Genomic DNA, 16347 nt, shown 5'->3' on the forward strand with positions numbered 1-16347 from the left:
GCCGCACCAGATTTCCTACTAAATTATTCCTTTTTCAAAGCTTATGGAAGTATTCAGAGAAATCTAACAGTTGTTGTTCGTTAAAATGTTTAGTCAATAATTGTAATCCTAACGGCAAACCCTCGGTATTATTGCCAACAGGCAACGATATGGCAGGCACACCGGATAAAGATGCTTGTACGGTAAATATATCATAAAGATACGTTACCACGGGATCTTTTTCTTCGGCCCCTATTGCAAAAGCAGGTTCAGGAGCTGTGGGAATCAATATAAAATCGTATTCATTCAAGATCTCTTCCGTTTTTTCGCGGATCAACCGGCGTACCTTTTGCGCTTTGGCATAGTACGCATCATAGTAACCTGCGCTAAGTACAAACGTGCCCAACATAATGCGGCGCTTCACTTCTTTACCAAAACCTTCAGAACGTGAACGTTTATAGGTTGATTGCAGATCTGTAGCCGATGGACTACGGAAACCGTAATGTACCCCATCATACCTTGCCAGGTTTGATGAGGCTTCGGCCGATGCTAATATATAATAGGCAGGCACCATGTAGTCCAATTGCTCAAAGGCAATTGGTTTTACGGTATGGCCTTCGGCCCTTAATTTATCAATGTATTTTACCAGCGCGTCTTTTACCTCGGTATCAACACCTGGACTTGAAATGGCTTCCTGTAAATAGGCAATTTTTTTAGGGGCGGGTTTTTCTTTATTTATGGTGATAGATTCAACTTCCCGTTGTGCAAGCGTATCATCATATTCATCCGAACCAGCCATTACTTCATACAGCAAAGCAGCATCTTCAACCGAACGGGTTATAGGCCCCACCTGGTCAAATGACGACGCATAGGCAATGATGCCATGCCTGGAGATACGGCCATAAGTGGGCTTGAAGCCGATAACACCACAAAAAGATGCCGGCTGCCTAACCGAGCCGCCCGTATCCGTACCGATAGCTGCATGACACATATTGGCCTGTACCGCAACCGCCGAACCGCCCGATGAACCACCGGATACCCTGGTTTCATCGGCATAGTTTTTTACCGGACCAAAAAAAGAGTTTTCATTTGAGCCCCCCATGGCAAACTCATCGCAGTTACAACGGCCAATGATCACAGCATCCTGCGCAAGCAGGCGTTCAACAATGGTTGATGAGTATATTGATGTAAAACCTTTCAGTATTTTGGATGAGGCGTTTACCTCATGCCCTTTGTAGCAGATATTATCTTTAATGGCTATAACCATACCGGCCAGCTTACCGGCAGTACCATTTTGAATGCGCTGGTCAATCTCTTTGGCCTTAGCCAAAGCCTCTGTTTCAAATACTTCGTTAAAAGCATTTAAATGGGCGTTTTTTTTAATCTCGCCCAAATAGTTCTTTACCAAATCCTGAACAGTAATCTCCGCACGCTGCAACCCGCTCTTTATTTCTGTTAAAGAGGAATAAAATTTAGCCATGGGGCTAAAATAAAAAAACTTATCCGTTGTAATAATAAATTATTCAACAGATAAGTTTATATCGTTTACTAAAGCAGTAAAAACGCTTTATCTTAAAGTATTAAACTTTAGGTTTTTCTTCTGAAGAAGAAGAGTTTTCGCCGTTTTGCGCGTCTTTAAATTCTTTAACGCCTTTTCCTAAGCCTCTCATTAGTTCGGGTATTTTTTTACCGCCAAACAATAAAAGTATTGCAATAATGATCAGAATAATTTCTGGTGCGCCTAATCCACCCATGATTTTTTAAGTTTTATGTATGTTAATATTATGATTAATGTAGAATGCTCTTTTACGTTGACCTAAACAATTATGAATGTTTACTTAAGTCGATTTTTGATCCTGTGCTTTCTGCTTCGTTGTTACTTACGAAGGGATTGCTCACCGGGATTGAATGTGGTAAACTATTTTCGGCAACCACCGGGTTAGGGTGATGCTCCACGCTTTCGGCAACCGGCGTTTGATCTGCCGCGTGCTCTTCTATAAGCGCGGTTTTATGTTCTTCAATAACCGGAGTAGCATGTTCTTCTATTACCGGGGTTGTTGTAGTTTCTTCCTTTTTTTCGCTGTAGTTGTTGATCTGATTATTGATCTCGCGCTTTACATCTTCAGATGCATCTTTAAAATCACGGATGCCTTTACCAAGTGTCCGTGCCATACCAGGAAGCTTTTCGCCGCCAAATAACATTAATGCTGCAAAAAGTATCAGTACCATCTCGCCTGTACCAATATTTAAAAATAAAAAAACTGTACTTAGCATCGCATTTTTTTTAGGTTACAAATATAAACAATTAATATCTCTTGTATTTACAACTAATTAGGCGCCAGCCATAACTTAGGATTTTGCGCATCTTTAACCTTGTAAATATCAAAGTTAACTTCAGTTTCGCCGGTTGAAGGATCGGTAGCAACAACCCCTAATGATTGTTTGGTACTCACCTTTTGCCCGCGGGCTACACTTACCGATCTTAAGTTACCATACACCGTAAAGTACTCTCCATGTTTAATCATCACCAGGTAGGTACCACTTACGTCAACCACCCTGATCACCTCGCCTTCAAACACTGCCCTTACATTACTGCCGGCATTCGTTCTGATATCAACACCTGTATTCTCGCTGCGGATACCCTCACTTGTATACTGCCCAAATCCCTGGGTTATAACCCCATTGGCAACCGGCCACGGTAAACGGCCCTTGTTGCCCAAAAAGTCATTTGATAGCCTGGCCGCTTCCGGTGTTGCATTCAAATACCCCGAGCTGGTTTTTGGCGCGGCTTTAACTACTACAGGGGCAGGCCTGTTTTCGGCCTTTGCTTTTAGCGCTGCCAGCCTTGCCGCTTCTTTTGCTTCGGCTTCGGCTTTGCGTTGGGCTTCCTCAATTTCGCGGCGGATGGCTGCACCAATTTCCCTGTTGGTTTTAGCGATCTTGTTTTGCACATCTTTTTGCTGTTGTTTCAGCTGTCCCTCGTGCTGCGACAAATCTTTTACCACTTTAACCTGGTTTTCCTTTTCGCTTCCCAGCGTTTTCTTTTCCTTTTCCTGATCTACTAACAGGTTATTTTTTTCCTGTTTGGTTTTATCCAGTTCGTTAATCTTTACGTGCAGTTCTTTTTGTGTACCCTGTATATAACCGGCCTGCCGTTCGCGGTAGGTACCAAACTGCTGCAAATATTTTAAACGCTTGTAAGCCTGGTTAAAATCTTTTGATGCAAAAACAAACATCAGTTTGTTGTAGGCACTTTGATTGCGATAAGCAAAAAGGATCATGGCAGCATATTCCTTTTTTAACTGATCTAACTGGCTCTGCAAGCTATGTACGGTATTATTGCTCTCAGAGATCTGATTATCTAAATTTCTTACTTCGGAGTTAATCACATTGATCTTCTCTTCCCTGATATTGATCTGGGCCTTTAGCAGGCTCAGCTGTTTTAAAGTTGCCTTTTTATTATTGGTAGTTTCCTGGTAATCCTTATTCAGCTGCTCAAGCTCTTCAGATAATTTATCGCGCCTGCGCTTCAGTTCGGCGCTGCTTTGGGCATGGGCGTCTACAGCTACAAGTACTATTATAATTAAGAAAACTGCTTTTAAAAATTTCATCAAACAAAAATAGGAATTATTTAGCCGGCTCGTACCTGTCAGGAATACTAAAAGGATACTCAAGCTGTTGGTTAAAATCAACCTTGGTGTAATGCAGGTTAATGTGTATTTTTTTATCTTTTACTACCGATGCGATATCTATTAACGATGGCAGGATGCGGTTAGTGGCCTGTATAAAAGTACCATTAGCAACCTGTAACGATTGCCCCTGGCTTTGGTTATTTAAATTGGTTTGGGTAACCTTGTTATCGGCACCAACTACTAATTTGTAAACCAGGTCGTCAAGGCTGCCGCTCAATGTGGTATTTCCATTGCCTGTTGCCAGGTCGGCATTTTCATTAAGTAACTCAGGAATGGCGTTACCTATCAACAACGATTCCAGCGTTTTATAGTTAACCTGTTTGCTGGCGTAAGCATACACATAGCTAAACGGTTTCTTCAGATAAACGCCATCTAACCTGTTTATCATCAGGATGCTATCGGGTGTAATTATCGCGCGTGCCACCTCAACACCTAAAATAGCGGTGATAGATACCCAGATCTTTTTATCCCTGTTAATGCGGATGTTAAGGGTTACATCATTGCTGTTACCGTTAATATCTAAATTAGTTTTTGCCTTTGCGCTAAAGGTATTAAAGGAAACCTGCTGCGCTTTTATGGCGGCAATTTTGTTGCTTAGTGTATTGTCAACAGCTTTGGCGACAGTATCGGGCCTACGGGTAACTAAAACCTGCTTGCGCGCCTTACAGCTTACTATTGCAAGCAGGCTACAAGCTATCAGAAAGCTATTGAATATATTTCTTCTCATTTATTTTACGCTCTAAAACCGGCGATTGCTCACCGTAGCCTTTGGCTTTTTTCCAATTTTGGACTGCATCGTCCGTGTTACCAAGATTAAACAAAATATCGCCGTAATGTTCATACTTTACCGCGCTATTTTCTTTATCGTGCGATAATGCCTTTTCCATCCATACCTTAGCATCGGCGTATTTCTTTTGCATAAACAGGATCCATGCATAAGTATCCTCAAACGACGCGGTGTTGGGCTGTAATTGGTTTGAACGGGCCGACATTTGCGCCGCCTTTTCTAAAGCTTCATTTCTTAACGATAAATAGTAAGCATAATTGTTTAAGGTATAAGCATTATCGGGATTAACCGCCAATGCCTTATCATAAGCCTCATCAGAACTTTTATTGTTCTTAAGGTCGTGATAGCAATCACCTAATAACGAAAAGCTGAGCGAAAGTAGCTCCTTATCCTGAATTTCTAATGAAGTTGCATTTTTAACATAACCCAGCGCTTTACCAAAATCCTTTTTTTGCGCGTAGGCAACGCCCACCAGGTAATTTATCCAGGCCTGGTTAGGGAACAGCGATAAAGCATTCTCGCCGTCTTTTACCGCGCCATCCAAATCATTCTGACTAAGCTCAATACGCACCAGTTGCTCATGCACAGCGTAAATCCTGTCATTCAGTTCCAATGATTTTTTGTAGGCAGCTTTGGCCTCCTTTAATTTCTCGGTTTGCAGTAACATATCGCCATACATGGCAAATGCTTTGCTATCCGAGGGATGCGTAACCGTTAAAATACGGCTAAGCTCAAGCGCGCTGGCTTTGGCATTAGGATCGGGAAATTTGGGATAGTAACCGGTTATGATCCTTATTTTTTGATCGATGGCTACTTCCGGCGAAGCAAAGGCCTGCATGAGCTCTTTATAGCTTAGCTCATTGTTCTTTTTGTCGCGGTAAATATCCGCAAGGGCCAGGTGTACCATCCCATTGCTATTATCCACCTTTTCGGCCTGCTGTAAAGTTTTGAGGGCCTTATCGGTTAAACCGTTCGAGTTGTATATTTCAGACAGCAACAGGTAATACCTTATCTGGCCGGGGTTCTCGGCAATAGCCTTTTCAATATCCGCCGCCGCTTTATCGATCTTTCCCTGTTTTAAATAAATTTTTTGACGGCTGCCAAGCAAATCGTCGGTTGGCCCCGTGATCTCTTCCACCTGGTCGTAGGCTTTTAGCGCATCATCATATCTTTTCAGCAACACATAAGCATTAGCCTTATCGTAATAATATTCGGGTTTATCCGGGTTGATGCGGATAAGCTGGTTAAAAACGTTCTCTAACTTATTTATGTTATTACTTTTTTCGTAGCTATCGGCAAGCGCGGCCCAATACCATTCGTTATCGGGTTTAATAGCAACGGCCCGCTCTAATAAAGGCTGAGCGTCAGCATAATCATTCTGGATCTTTTTTAAATTGGCCAGCTCATAAAGCGAAGCATCATTCCGGGGGTCGGTTTCAATTACACGCTCAAACAGTTCCGACGCGTGTTTAAGGTTCTCCACCGTTTTTTCCCGCAGGGCCGAAAAGAACAGCTGCTTAACCTCGGCACTATCAAGGGCAGTCATCTGCTTACCGGTAACCGCTTTTTGTTGCCCGTTTACATTCAGCGTTAAAAAACAAGCAACAAGCGACAACATTACAGCCATATAACCAACACCGGCCTTACTCACCTGTTTGCTATATCTCAAATGCTGTTTATCCATATTAATATTTCTTCTGTCTTGATTCTTGACTCTAATCTCTTGACTCTATTACCAACCCTATTTTACCGCTGTGTGGCCAAAGCCGCCTTCGCCGCGCGTGGTATCGTTTAATACCTCAACCTGGCTCCAGCTTACAGTTTCGTGTTTAGCTATCACCATCTGGGCTATCCTATCGCCATGATTAATCTCAAATGCTTCAGCACCAAAGTTAATAAGCAACACTTTAATTTCGCCCCGGTAATCGGCATCAATAGTACCCGGCGAATTAACTATGCCTATGCCATGTTTAAATGCCAGCCCACTACGCGGCCTGATCTGCGCTTCAAAGCCCACAGGCAATTCAATATACAAACCCGTCGGGATCAGTTTACGCTCCATAGGGTTTAGCCGGATGGACTCCTCCAGGTTGGCCCGCAGATCCATACCTGCGGCATGGGCGGTTTCATAAGCTGGCAGGCTATTGTTTGATTTATTGATTATGCTGATGGTCATTATTTCTTTAAAATAGCCGTTAACGATTTACGTTCCAGGTAAATCGCAGTGCCTGCAAATGCAAGCAGCAGCGCGTTTCCTACAAATATATTCCGTTTAAATATAGTGAACGACAAATAAACGAGTATTATTGATGCTACAATATAAGCAAGGTTCTTTTTTATATTGTATGGAATTGGATAGTTTTTTTGGCCCCAAAGATAGGAGAGCACCATCATGGTGGTATAAGCAGCAAAAGAGATCCAGGCCGAAGCGATGTAACTATATTTGGGGATAAAAATTACGTTTAAAACAATGGTGAGCACAGCCCCCACGCCCGAAACATATAAACCATATTTAGTTTGATCAGACAATTTGTACCATACCGAAAGGTTCATATAAATACCCAAACTTACGTAACCAAAAACCAGGGGCGGTACTACTTTTAAACCCGTCCAGTATAAGGCTGTTTGTTCGGGATTGTGTCCACGTATAAAGTATTTCAATACTTCGATATTGGCTATCAGCGCAACAAAAATTACACATACGGTTATTACAAAGTAATCCATAATACGGGCATAGGTTTGCCCGGCATTTTTGTTTTTAGCATGACTGAAAAAGAAAGGTTCGGCCCCCAAACGGAATGCCTGCACAAAAATGCTCAGAAATAGCGAAATCTTGGCGCAGGCCGCATAAATGCCTACTTCGCTTACACTTATATTTTGTGGCAGCAGCTTGCCTAAAAGTATTTTATCCAGATTTTCATTCACCAGGAAAGATAAGTTGGCTATCAAAACCGGCCAGCTATAACCAAACATTTCGGCAAACATCTTTTTATCAAACTCCAAACCCAGTTTCAAAAACTCGGGCAGTAACATCGCCAACGAAAAAACACTGGCTATCAGGTTAGATACAAACACATATCCTACCCATCCTTTTACATACCAGCCGCTTATCCAGCCGGCACCTGCCAAATGATGGTTAATCCAAAATGGCACCACATAAATAAAAATAAGGTTGAAGCAAATAAAGATGATAACGTTCAAAAACTTGATCATCCCGTAGCGGCCAGGCCTGCCATCGGCGCGTAACCGGGCAAACGGAACAGTACACCATGCATCTATCACCAATATGGCTATAAATATTTTGATGAATGTTAAAAAATCGGCCCGGCTGGTTGAGTCACCTACTTTTATAAAGCCGGTTATAAAGCCTAAAAAAGGCAAGGTGAGTAATAAAAAAATAAGCGAAACTACAAAAACAGCTATAAACGAGTTGTTGTAAACGCGTTTTTTCTTTTCGGGATATTTGTTCAAATACCTGAAATATGTGGTTTCCATCCCGAAGGACATCACCGCGTTGAGTATAGACACCCAACCAAACATGGTAGTTAATATTCCGTAATTGCCTGTGGAGTATGCCCTGGTATAAACCGGGGTAAGAAAAAAACCAAGTACCCTGCCTGCAATGGTACTTAAACCATATACTGCAGTTTGGCCTGCAAATTTTTTAGCGGTTGACAATGTTGATATTCCGTGTAATTTATGTTGCTTGCCGTTACTATTACGGACGCCTTTTTACAACCTCAAAATTACGATAGTTTTTCAATTCGCCCTCATGGGTTTCAACAGAAGTTACTTCGCCATACTCGGGGCCTTCGTTGCACCAATCCATAAACATATCCATAGCAAAACCCTCGCCTTCGGCTTCAATGTATACATCGCCGTTAGGCTCGTTTAAAATAAAGCCCTTAATACCCAACTGATCGGCAGTTGCCTTGGTTGATTTGCGAAAGAAAACGCCCTGTACTTTGCCTTTTACCGTTATATTGAAGTGTTTCATCTTTTGAATTTGAAGATTTGAGAATTTGAAGATTTGAAAATGAATTTGCAAAAGTCAATATTTTCAAATTCTCAAATCTTCAAATTCTCAAATAATTTAAATCAACTTCCTCACCTTACTTTCGGGCGTTAATTTCAGTCCATCAAGGCCGGTTATGAGGTTTAAGCCCGGAGTTTTACCGGCGTTTAATGAGCCTTTTTCATCATCGATGCCTAAAAACCTTGCTCCGTTAATGGTTCCCCATTCCAACAGGCGGGTTAAACTTAACGCCGGGAATTTCTTTTGAATCGCCCGTATTTCGCTCATAATGCAAAGCTTATCATTTGATGCCAGGCTATCGGTACCCAGGGTGAGGTTAAAACCCTGATCAACAAAAAGTTCAATTTTTGGCATTTTACCCTCAATATAAACATTGGCATTAGGGCAAAAACAAAAACTCACCTTGCGATCAAAACGTTTTATAAAATAGATATCTTTTAAATTCGTGCAGGTGTTATGTACCAGCAATACATCCTGCTTATTGGTTAACAGCGGGATAATGGATTGTACCGAATTACGGGCCTGGGGCTTAAAATAGCTGATATCGATACCAAAATGATCGTACAGATCTAAAAAACCGCCCAGTTTATAGCGGTAAAATTTATTCTCGTCCTCACATTCCTGGTTGTGGATGCTGATGAGGTTTTGCCCGTTTTCACTATGTTTCCTGATCAGTTTAAACAACTCTTTTGAAACAGAATAAGGTGCATGCGGGGTTATCGATACCGATTGCGGCTTAAATTCGGCCATCAAAGCCACTGCTTTATTAAAAACGTCTTCGGCATTTTGTGGTAAAAAGCCAAAGGTTTCTACAAAGGTGTGGTAGTATAATTTACTTTTTGCTTTTACAGCAATGCTGTGGTTGGTATTTGAAATATCGCCCACGGCAACAATGCCGTTATCATACATCTCCTGGTCGGCTTTTTCAATAGCCTCATCTACCAGTTGCCGGTCGGAGTTTCTAAAAGCCTGGGTATCTTTAATAAAGCTCACCAGTCCGCCGCCGGTTTTGATTTTATCTTTAAGATGTGAAAGTTCGGTGTGGCAATGGGTGTTTACAAAACCGGGGCAAATAATGCCGCTTAAGGTTTCAATGTGTTTGGCACCTTGTGGTGGACTGTTTGAATCTGTAACCGAGATTATTTTACCTGCATCATCAACTGTGACAATACCATTTTTTATAGGATCGGCATAAACGGGAAAAACGTAATCGGCTTTAAAACTTTTCATTCATCTGTAAAACTTGGTATCTGTCTATAAACGTTCTTTTAATTTATGCCCACTCCAAATTAAAACAATTAACTTTTAATTATTGTTTTTTATCACCCAAAAGAATGACTTTAAAAAAAGAAAAAGATTTTTTTAAATTAAGTACCTTTGCAATGTGAATATTGCAAAAAACAAAATAGACATCCGCAGCCTGAGTTTGAGTGCGTTACAGGAACATTTTACCCAAATGGAGGAAAAAAGTTTCAGAGCTAAACAAGTTTACGAATGGCTTTGGAAAAAATCATGTTTCTCATTTGATGAAATGAGCAATATCTCAAAAGAACTACGTGCTAAACTGGATGAAAATTTTGTAATTAACAACGTTAAAATACATACATCACAGGTTAGTGCTGATAAAACTATAAAAAATTCTTTTATTTTACACGATACCCACCTAATTGAGGGTGTTTTAATACCTACACCGGGCAGGATGACCGCTTGTGTATCATCGCAGGTAGGTTGTAGCCTTACCTGTAAATTTTGCGCTACAGGATATATGGAGCGCAAAAGAAACCTCAATGCCGATGAAATTTACGACCAGGTAGTATTGATTGATCAGCAGGCCCGTGAAAATTACGGACAGCCGCTATCAAACATCGTGTACATGGGCATGGGCGAACCTTTACTTAACTACGCCAACATGATGAAATCTGTTGAGCGCATTACTGCCGAGGATGGTTTAAACATGGCGGCCAAAAGAATTACGGTTTCGACAGCCGGTATTGCCAAGATGATTAAAAAGCTGGGCGACGACGAGGTGAAATTTAACCTTGCACTTTCACTGCATGCTGCCAACGACGAAAAGCGCAATACCATAATGCCCATTAACGAGCAAAACTCATTAAAGGCACTGGCCGAAGCTTTAAAATACTACTACGCCAAAACCAAAAACCCGGTAACTTACGAGTATATTATTTTTGACGGTGTTAACGACGGCATCCAGGACGCTATGGAACTTGCCAAATTTTGCAAGCACCTCCCTTGTAAAGTAAATATCATTGAATATAATCCTATTGCTTTTGCCAGCTACATCAACGCCGGCGAAGATAAGGTAGAGGCTTTTGCAGCTTACTTAACCAAACAGGGCATTAACACGCACATGCGCCGTAGCCGAGGTAAAGATATTGACGCGGCCTGCGGTCAGTTGGCTATCAAAGAAAAAGCAAAAACTGTAGCCGTTTAATAAAAATGTACCTTACATTAAGGGCATGAAATTATTGGGCGGTTACCTGGCCGATTTTATAGCATTACTTTTCCCCGAGCTTTGCCCGGCCTGCAATACCAGCTTGGTAGCGGGCGAACACGTGATTTGTTCTGATTGTCGTTATAATCTACCATTCACCAATTTCCACACCCAGCCCGGTAATATTGTAGCCCAGCAATTTTATGGTAAAATCAATGTCGAATATGTTTACGCTTTGTACTTTTTCAATAAAGGCGGCAAGGTGCAAAACCTGATGCACCATTTTAAATACAACGGTATGAAACAGATTGGCAATGTATTAGGCAACATTGCGGGCAGCCAGTTAAAACAGAACCCGATTATTGATACCGTGGATTATATTATCCCGGTGCCCCTGCATAAAAAGCGACTACAGGAACGCGGCTATAATCAAAGCGCCTGTTTTGCAGATGGATTGGCGGAAAAATTAAATGCCACTGTAGAATTAAATACCCTGATCCGCAAAAAAGCAACAGCAACCCAAACCCACAAATCGCGCTTTGCCAGGTTTGAAAATATGCAGGAAGTATTCGCGGTAGATAAGCCGGAGCAGTTGGCGGGCAAACACGTATTGTTGGTAGATGATATTGTAACAACCGGCTCAACCCTGGAAGCCTGCGGGATAGAATTACTGAAAGTGCCGGGGTTAAAGTTGAGTATTGCTACAATTGCTTATGCGGAGTAGCGGTTATTGAAGTTCAGCTGAAAGCTGAAGCGATGGTTACCACGAGTTGGAAACTCGCGGTAGCGACAGTTTGACGGAAAGCTTAAATTGTTGGAATGAAAGATTTTAGGGCCTCTTTCATACGGTTTCATTTGCACATTTGAAATCTACACACCTGCACATCTACCTATTGATGCTGATACCTGCTCAGCTTATCGTAAAGTACTTTTGGGTCAAAAGGTTTCAGGATGTAATCATTCATGCCGGCATTGCCAATCTCGCCCATTTGGTTGCTTAGCATCGATGCTGTTAACGCGATGATAGGTAATTGCTGAAAATATGGCTCGGGGTTTGACCGGATAACCTGGGTTGCTTCCAGACCGCCCATTTCGGGCATGTGGATATCCATCAATACTACATTATAGTTCTGATTGGCTGTTATTTTATTTACAGCCTCAATACCGTTTTCGGCAAAATCAGCGTCGGCGCCCCATTTTTTAAGGATCTTGTTGATCAGTAACCTGTTAATCTGGTTATCATCAACTACCAAAACATTAATTTTAAGTCCTTCTTCCACTTTATTATAGTTACTATTTAACTGGCTATCAGCCTTTTGAAAGGTTATGGTAAACCAAAATGTTGAACCCTGCCCGGGTACACTATCCACATTTATCCTTGAATCGTGTAGTTCAATCAGGCGCTTACTTATGGCCAGGCCTAAACCAGTACCTCCGTATTTACGGGTAGTATCGGCTTCGGCTTGCTTAAATTGCTCAAATATGAGGCCTATTTTATCACTTGCAATACCAATTCCGGTATCGGTTATCGAAAACCTCACCCTGATATCTTTATCACTTTCCTGGATCACCTTCAGATCAACGGTTACGCCACCGGTTTCGGTAAACTTAACCGCGTTACTCACCAGGTTTAAAACAATCTGGCTTAAGCGGGTTTTATCGCCCAAAATAACTGATGGTATCGCATCATCAATATGCCCGCTAATATATATATATTTTTCGGCTGCTTTATATTGTAACGAAGTGTTGATGCTGTGCACCAGGTCGCGCAGGTTAAGCGGAGCTTTCTCAAGTTCTACGTTGCCGGTTTCCATCTTGGCAAAATCGAGCACATCGTTAATAAGCGTTAACAGGTTTTCGGCCGAAAACCTGAGGATACCCAGGTTTTCTTTTTGAGATTCGGGCGGATCGTCCTCCAACAATAAATGCGACATGCCTATAACGGCATTAAGCGGCGTGCGAATCTCGTGGCTCATTACAGATATGAACATATCTTTGGCCCTGCTTAGCTGCAATGCTTCCTCCTTGGCCGCTATAAGCTCTATCTCGGTTTTCTTTTTAGCCGTAATATCAATAATTACTTCTACGTATTTATCAACCGTTCCATGAGCATCCAATATAACCGAATTGATCACCGAGATCCATAGTGGTTGTCCGTCTTTACGGTAAATAAGCAAATCGACCTCGAAGGATTGTTTTTTCCGGGATAGCTCACGTGCCCGTTCAATAATGGATACGTCGGTAAGCGCGCCCTTTAAAACATCCCCCAAATGATTGCCGCGCACCTCGTTAATGCTATAACCTGTAATTGTTTCAAAAGCACTGTTAACCCATTCAACCTCGCCGGCGCTGTTATTAATTACAATACCGCTGGTGGCTTTACTGGCAACTAATGACAGTAAGGTTAATTCGGCTTCGCTCTTTTTACGTTCGGTAATATCAACCATAACACCTATCTGCCTGTCAACCTGGCCTACTTCGTTAAATACCGGGCTATTTGAAATCAAGGTCCATATCGGGGTACCATCTTGCTTATAAACCTTCATTTCAACTTCGTAGGGCCTGTTTTCTTTTACGGCTTGTACCGCGCTTTCAAAAACAGATAGATCAGAGTCTTCCCCTAACAATGAAGTACCTAATGATTTACCCTCCAGATCGGCAAAGGAGTACCCGATTATTTGCTCCAGAGCCTCATTCATCCACAAAAACCGCCCCTCTTTATCCCGGATAAAAATACCGCTCGGCGACTTACGGGCAGCAAAGGACAACACTTCCAGGTCCTGTTCTATTTTTTTACGGGCCGATATATCGATAATTACCCTGATAAATTTATCTACCTGGCCGGCGCCGTTAAGGATAACCGAATTGATAACCGTTATCCAGAAAGGAGCACCGTTTTTAGGCGTTATCAATAATTCAACCTCGTATGATTCTTTATTTTTTATCGATTTTATTAACCGTTCTTCCGCAGCGACGTCAATAACGGTACCTTTTAGCGTAGCACCTAAATATTTATTCTCAACATTGGCAAGGTTATAACCGGTAATATGTTCAAAAGCATCATTTACCCAAACAACTTCATCCGCCGCGTTACTGATCACTACCCCATTACTCACCTTGCTGGCTACCAAGGCCAGCTGCTCCAACTCCTGCGAGATCTTTTTTTGATAACTGATATCCCTGCCGCTGGCAAACCACTTATCGTCTTTAAAAGTAACCAACCAGCTCACCCATTTAATATCCCGGGCCGGTGTTGAAATAACCGTTTCGATATCAAATTTGCGTCGCTGCCTGGCAAGGCCGTCCTTCAATATTTTCAGCGATTTAGTCCGCTCTTCTTCCCGAAAAAAGTTCCAGATAGGTTGGCCGATAACTTCGGCAGGAGGATATCCTAAAATAGATTTGGCACAACGATTTACCTGCTCAACGTTAAACTGCCTGTCCATAATGCAATGAATATCGGGCGAGCTATCAAACAGGTCGAAAAATTCTTTATGGCGGGCAAGGCTCTGCTCCAGGTCGTGCTTTTGCTTGCGTACGGTAAAATGCGACATTACCTCGTCGGCCAGCGTCCGTAAAGCATCACGCTGTTCGGCACTAAGCTTACGCGGTACTATATCAATCACACAAACCGATCCTAAACGATAGCCATCGGGATCTATCAGCGGGGCACCGGCATAAAACCGTACATTGTGATTTTTTGCGAGCGCGTTGTCTTTAAAATCACCATCCAACAGCACGTCGTCAATCTCCAGGATCTCATCGCTGAGGATGGTTGTATTGCAAAAAGCGCCGATGCGTGGAGTTTCGTCCACGTCGGCGCCAAATTTCGATTTAAACCATTGCCTGTCGGCATCTATTAAGGTGATGAAAGCAACAGGTACGTTACATATATATGATGCCAAACGGGTGATAGCATCATACTCCTTTTCGGGTAAGGTATCTAAAACATGGTATGATTGCAGGGCCGTTAAGCGCGCGTTCTCATCATCTAAAAGTCCATGTTGCTTTGCTGTCATTTATCTATTCAGATCCTTCTTCGCGATACAGCGGAAAGTCGTGCATCAGCTTATGGACCCTTTTACGGATTTTCTTGATAGAATGTTCGTTTTCAGGATCGGAAATTACGGCATCTATCAACTCCACAATCTCTTCCATATGTTTCTCTTTCATATGGCGGGTGGTGATAGCCGCGGTACCCACACGGATACCCGAAGTTACAAACGGCGACTTATCATCATAAGGCACCATATTTTTATTTACGGTGATATCAGCGCTAACCAAAGCATTTTCGGCAGCTTTACCGGTGATGTTTTTATTACGCAGATCTATCAGCATCAGGTGGTTGTCGGTACCGCCTGATATGATCTGGTAGCCACGGGCAACAAATGCTTCGGCCATAGCTTCGGCATTCTTTTTAACCTGTACAACATATTTCATGTAGCCATCACTCAAAGCCTCACCAAAAGCAATTGCTTTAGCAGCAATAATATGCTCTAACGGGCCGCCTTGCGTACCAGGGAATACCGCCATATCTAATAATGACGACATCATCCTGGTTTCGCCTTTTGGAGTTTTTACACCGAAAGGATTTTCAAAATCTTTCCCTAAAAGGATCAAACCACCACGCGGACCACGTAAAGTTTTGTGGGTAGTGGTAGTAACAATATGGCAATGTGGCAGCGGATCTTTCAACAAACCACGGGCGATAAGGCCAGATGGGTGCGAAATATCGGCCAGTACCAAAGCGCCAATCTCATCGGCCACGGCACGGATAAACTCATAATCCCAATCGCGCGAGTATGCAGATGCACCGCAAATGATCAGTTTTGGTTTTTGCTCCAAAGCAACTCTTTTAAGCTGCTCATAATCAATTAAACCGGTTTCTTTAACCACACCATAAAAATGAGGCTCATATAATTTACCAGAAAAATTTACCGGCGAACCATGGGTTAAGTGACCACCATGTGAAAGATCAAAACCTAATATTTTATCACCAGGCTGTAAGCAAGCCAACATTACCGCGGCATTGGCCTGCGCGCCAGAGTGCGGCTGCACGTTTGCCCATTCGGCATTAAACAATTGCTTGGCACGGTCAATGGCAATGGTTTCAATTTCATCAACCACTTCGCAACCGCCATAGTAACGTTTGCCAGGTAAGCCTTCGGCGTATTTATTGGTAGCAACAGAACCAGCCGCTTCCATCACCTGCCGGCTTACAAAATTTTCAGATGCTATCAGTTCAATGCCTTCTTCCTGGCGTTGCTGTTCTTCATCTAAAAGTTTAAATATTAGTTTGTCTCTTTTCATTATGTGTTTTTAAACGCCGCTAAGATAAGCAATTGATATAGATTTGAGATGCGAGATATGAGATTTGAGACCGAAGGGATTAGATTTTACC

General features: G+C 42.3%; 14 protein-coding genes. 2 read left to right on the forward strand and 12 right to left on the reverse strand.

Annotated features, from left to right (window positions below):
• Positions 1–34 precede the first annotated feature (34 nt).
• From gatA to FHS10_RS15550, 10 genes are all read right to left on the reverse strand, one after another.
• Positions 35–1459 (reverse strand): Asp-tRNA(Asn)/Glu-tRNA(Gln) amidotransferase subunit GatA, encoded by a 1425-nt coding sequence (gatA, locus tag FHS10_RS15505; RefSeq protein WP_259092027.1) that lies wholly within the window; start codon positions 1457–1459, stop codon positions 35–37.
• Positions 1460–1559: 100 nt separating this feature from the next.
• Complete coding sequence (locus FHS10_RS15510; protein WP_259092029.1) at positions 1560–1733, reverse strand: Sec-independent protein translocase subunit TatA/TatB; 174 nt, start codon at positions 1731–1733, stop codon at positions 1560–1562.
• Positions 1734–1803: 70 nt separating this feature from the next.
• The gene (locus tag FHS10_RS15515) at positions 1804–2253 is read right to left on the reverse strand and encodes a Sec-independent protein translocase subunit TatA/TatB (protein ID WP_259092031.1); all 450 of its coding nucleotides are present in this window, start codon (positions 2251–2253) and stop codon (positions 1804–1806) included.
• Positions 2254–2306: 53 nt separating this feature from the next.
• On the reverse strand, positions 2307–3590 hold the full coding sequence (locus FHS10_RS15520; RefSeq protein WP_259092034.1) for a murein hydrolase activator EnvC family protein: 1284 nt from the start codon (positions 3588–3590) through the stop codon (positions 2307–2309).
• A gap of 16 nt (positions 3591–3606) precedes the next feature.
• Positions 3607–4398, reverse strand: coding sequence for a lipoprotein insertase outer membrane protein LolB1 (gene lolB1 / locus FHS10_RS15525; protein WP_259092036.1), 792 nt, complete (start codon positions 4396–4398; stop codon positions 3607–3609).
• Entirely contained in the window at positions 4376–6142 is a 1767-nt protein-coding gene (locus FHS10_RS15530; RefSeq protein WP_259092039.1) for a tetratricopeptide repeat protein, read from the reverse strand. The genes lolB1 and FHS10_RS15530 overlap by 23 nt, the downstream gene beginning before the upstream one ends.
• Positions 6143–6199: 57 nt before the next feature.
• Positions 6200–6634, reverse strand: coding sequence for a dUTP diphosphatase (dut, locus tag FHS10_RS15535; protein ID WP_259092041.1), 435 nt, complete (start codon positions 6632–6634; stop codon positions 6200–6202).
• Positions 6634–8136, reverse strand: coding sequence for an oligosaccharide flippase family protein (locus tag FHS10_RS15540; RefSeq protein ID WP_259092044.1), 1503 nt, complete (start codon positions 8134–8136; stop codon positions 6634–6636). Before FHS10_RS15540 ends, dut begins: the two co-directional genes overlap by 1 nt.
• 40 nt (positions 8137–8176) lie before the next feature.
• The gene (locus FHS10_RS15545; protein WP_259092045.1) at positions 8177–8455 is read right to left on the reverse strand and encodes an acylphosphatase; all 279 of its coding nucleotides are present in this window, start codon (positions 8453–8455) and stop codon (positions 8177–8179) included.
• Positions 8456–8551: 96 nt separating this feature from the next.
• The gene (locus tag FHS10_RS15550) at positions 8552–9724 is read right to left on the reverse strand and encodes an amidohydrolase family protein (protein ID WP_259092047.1); all 1173 of its coding nucleotides are present in this window, start codon (positions 9722–9724) and stop codon (positions 8552–8554) included.
• A 154-nt stretch (positions 9725–9878) separates the two neighbouring features.
• Between FHS10_RS15550 and rlmN the strand changes: the two genes are divergently transcribed.
• Positions 9879–10946 carry a dual-specificity RNA methyltransferase RlmN gene (gene rlmN, locus FHS10_RS15555; protein WP_259092049.1) on the forward strand — a complete coding sequence of 356 codons (1068 nt, stop codon included), beginning with the start codon at positions 9879–9881 and terminating at the stop codon, positions 10944–10946.
• Positions 10947–10971: 25 nt separating this feature from the next.
• On the forward strand, positions 10972–11670 hold the full coding sequence (locus tag FHS10_RS15560) for a ComF family protein (RefSeq protein ID WP_259092050.1): 699 nt from the start codon (positions 10972–10974) through the stop codon (positions 11668–11670).
• Positions 11671–11836: 166 nt separating this feature from the next.
• On the opposite strand, the gene FHS10_RS15565 is transcribed toward FHS10_RS15560, so the two are convergent.
• Complete coding sequence (locus FHS10_RS15565; protein WP_259092052.1) at positions 11837–14965, reverse strand: PAS domain S-box protein; 3129 nt, start codon at positions 14963–14965, stop codon at positions 11837–11839.
• Between the two features lie 4 nt (positions 14966–14969).
• Positions 14970–16256: a serine hydroxymethyltransferase gene (gene glyA, locus FHS10_RS15570; RefSeq protein WP_259092053.1), complete on the reverse strand. Its 1287-nt coding sequence runs from the start codon at positions 16254–16256 to the stop codon at positions 14970–14972.
• Positions 16257–16347 lie beyond the last annotated feature (91 nt).

Origin of the sequence: Mucilaginibacter dorajii (assembly GCF_024808255.1) — a bacterium.
Taxonomy (GTDB): Bacteria; Bacteroidota; Bacteroidia; order Sphingobacteriales; family Sphingobacteriaceae; genus Mucilaginibacter; species Mucilaginibacter dorajii.

Excerpts from the sequence above, each read along its gene's own strand:
- FHS10_RS15520 (WP_259092034.1), bottom strand. The coding sequence starts at position 3,590 with ATGAAATTTTTAAAAGCAGTTTTCTTAATTATAATAGTACTTGTAGCT.
- FHS10_RS15565 (WP_259092052.1), bottom strand. The coding sequence starts at position 14,965 with ATGACAGCAAAGCAACATGGACTTTTAGATGATGAGAACGCGCGCTTA.
- FHS10_RS15560 (WP_259092050.1), top strand. The coding sequence starts at position 10,972 with ATGAAATTATTGGGCGGTTACCTGGCCGATTTTATAGCATTACTTTTC.
- gatA (WP_259092027.1), bottom strand. The coding sequence starts at position 1,459 with ATGGCTAAATTTTATTCCTCTTTAACAGAAATAAAGAGCGGGTTGCAG.
- FHS10_RS15510 (WP_259092029.1), bottom strand. The coding sequence starts at position 1,733 with ATGGGTGGATTAGGCGCACCAGAAATTATTCTGATCATTATTGCAATA.
- glyA (WP_259092053.1), bottom strand. The coding sequence starts at position 16,256 with ATGAAAAGAGACAAACTAATATTTAAACTTTTAGATGAAGAACAGCAA.
- FHS10_RS15530 (WP_259092039.1), bottom strand. The coding sequence starts at position 6,142 with ATGGATAAACAGCATTTGAGATATAGCAAACAGGTGAGTAAGGCCGGT.
- FHS10_RS15515 (WP_259092031.1), bottom strand. The coding sequence starts at position 2,253 with ATGCTAAGTACAGTTTTTTTATTTTTAAATATTGGTACAGGCGAGATG.
- dut (WP_259092041.1), bottom strand. The coding sequence starts at position 6,634 with ATGACCATCAGCATAATCAATAAATCAAACAATAGCCTGCCAGCTTAT.
- lolB1 (WP_259092036.1), bottom strand. The coding sequence starts at position 4,398 with ATGAGAAGAAATATATTCAATAGCTTTCTGATAGCTTGTAGCCTGCTT.
- FHS10_RS15545 (WP_259092045.1), bottom strand. The coding sequence starts at position 8,455 with ATGAAACACTTCAATATAACGGTAAAAGGCAAAGTACAGGGCGTTTTC.
- FHS10_RS15550 (WP_259092047.1), bottom strand. The coding sequence starts at position 9,724 with ATGAAAAGTTTTAAAGCCGATTACGTTTTTCCCGTTTATGCCGATCCT.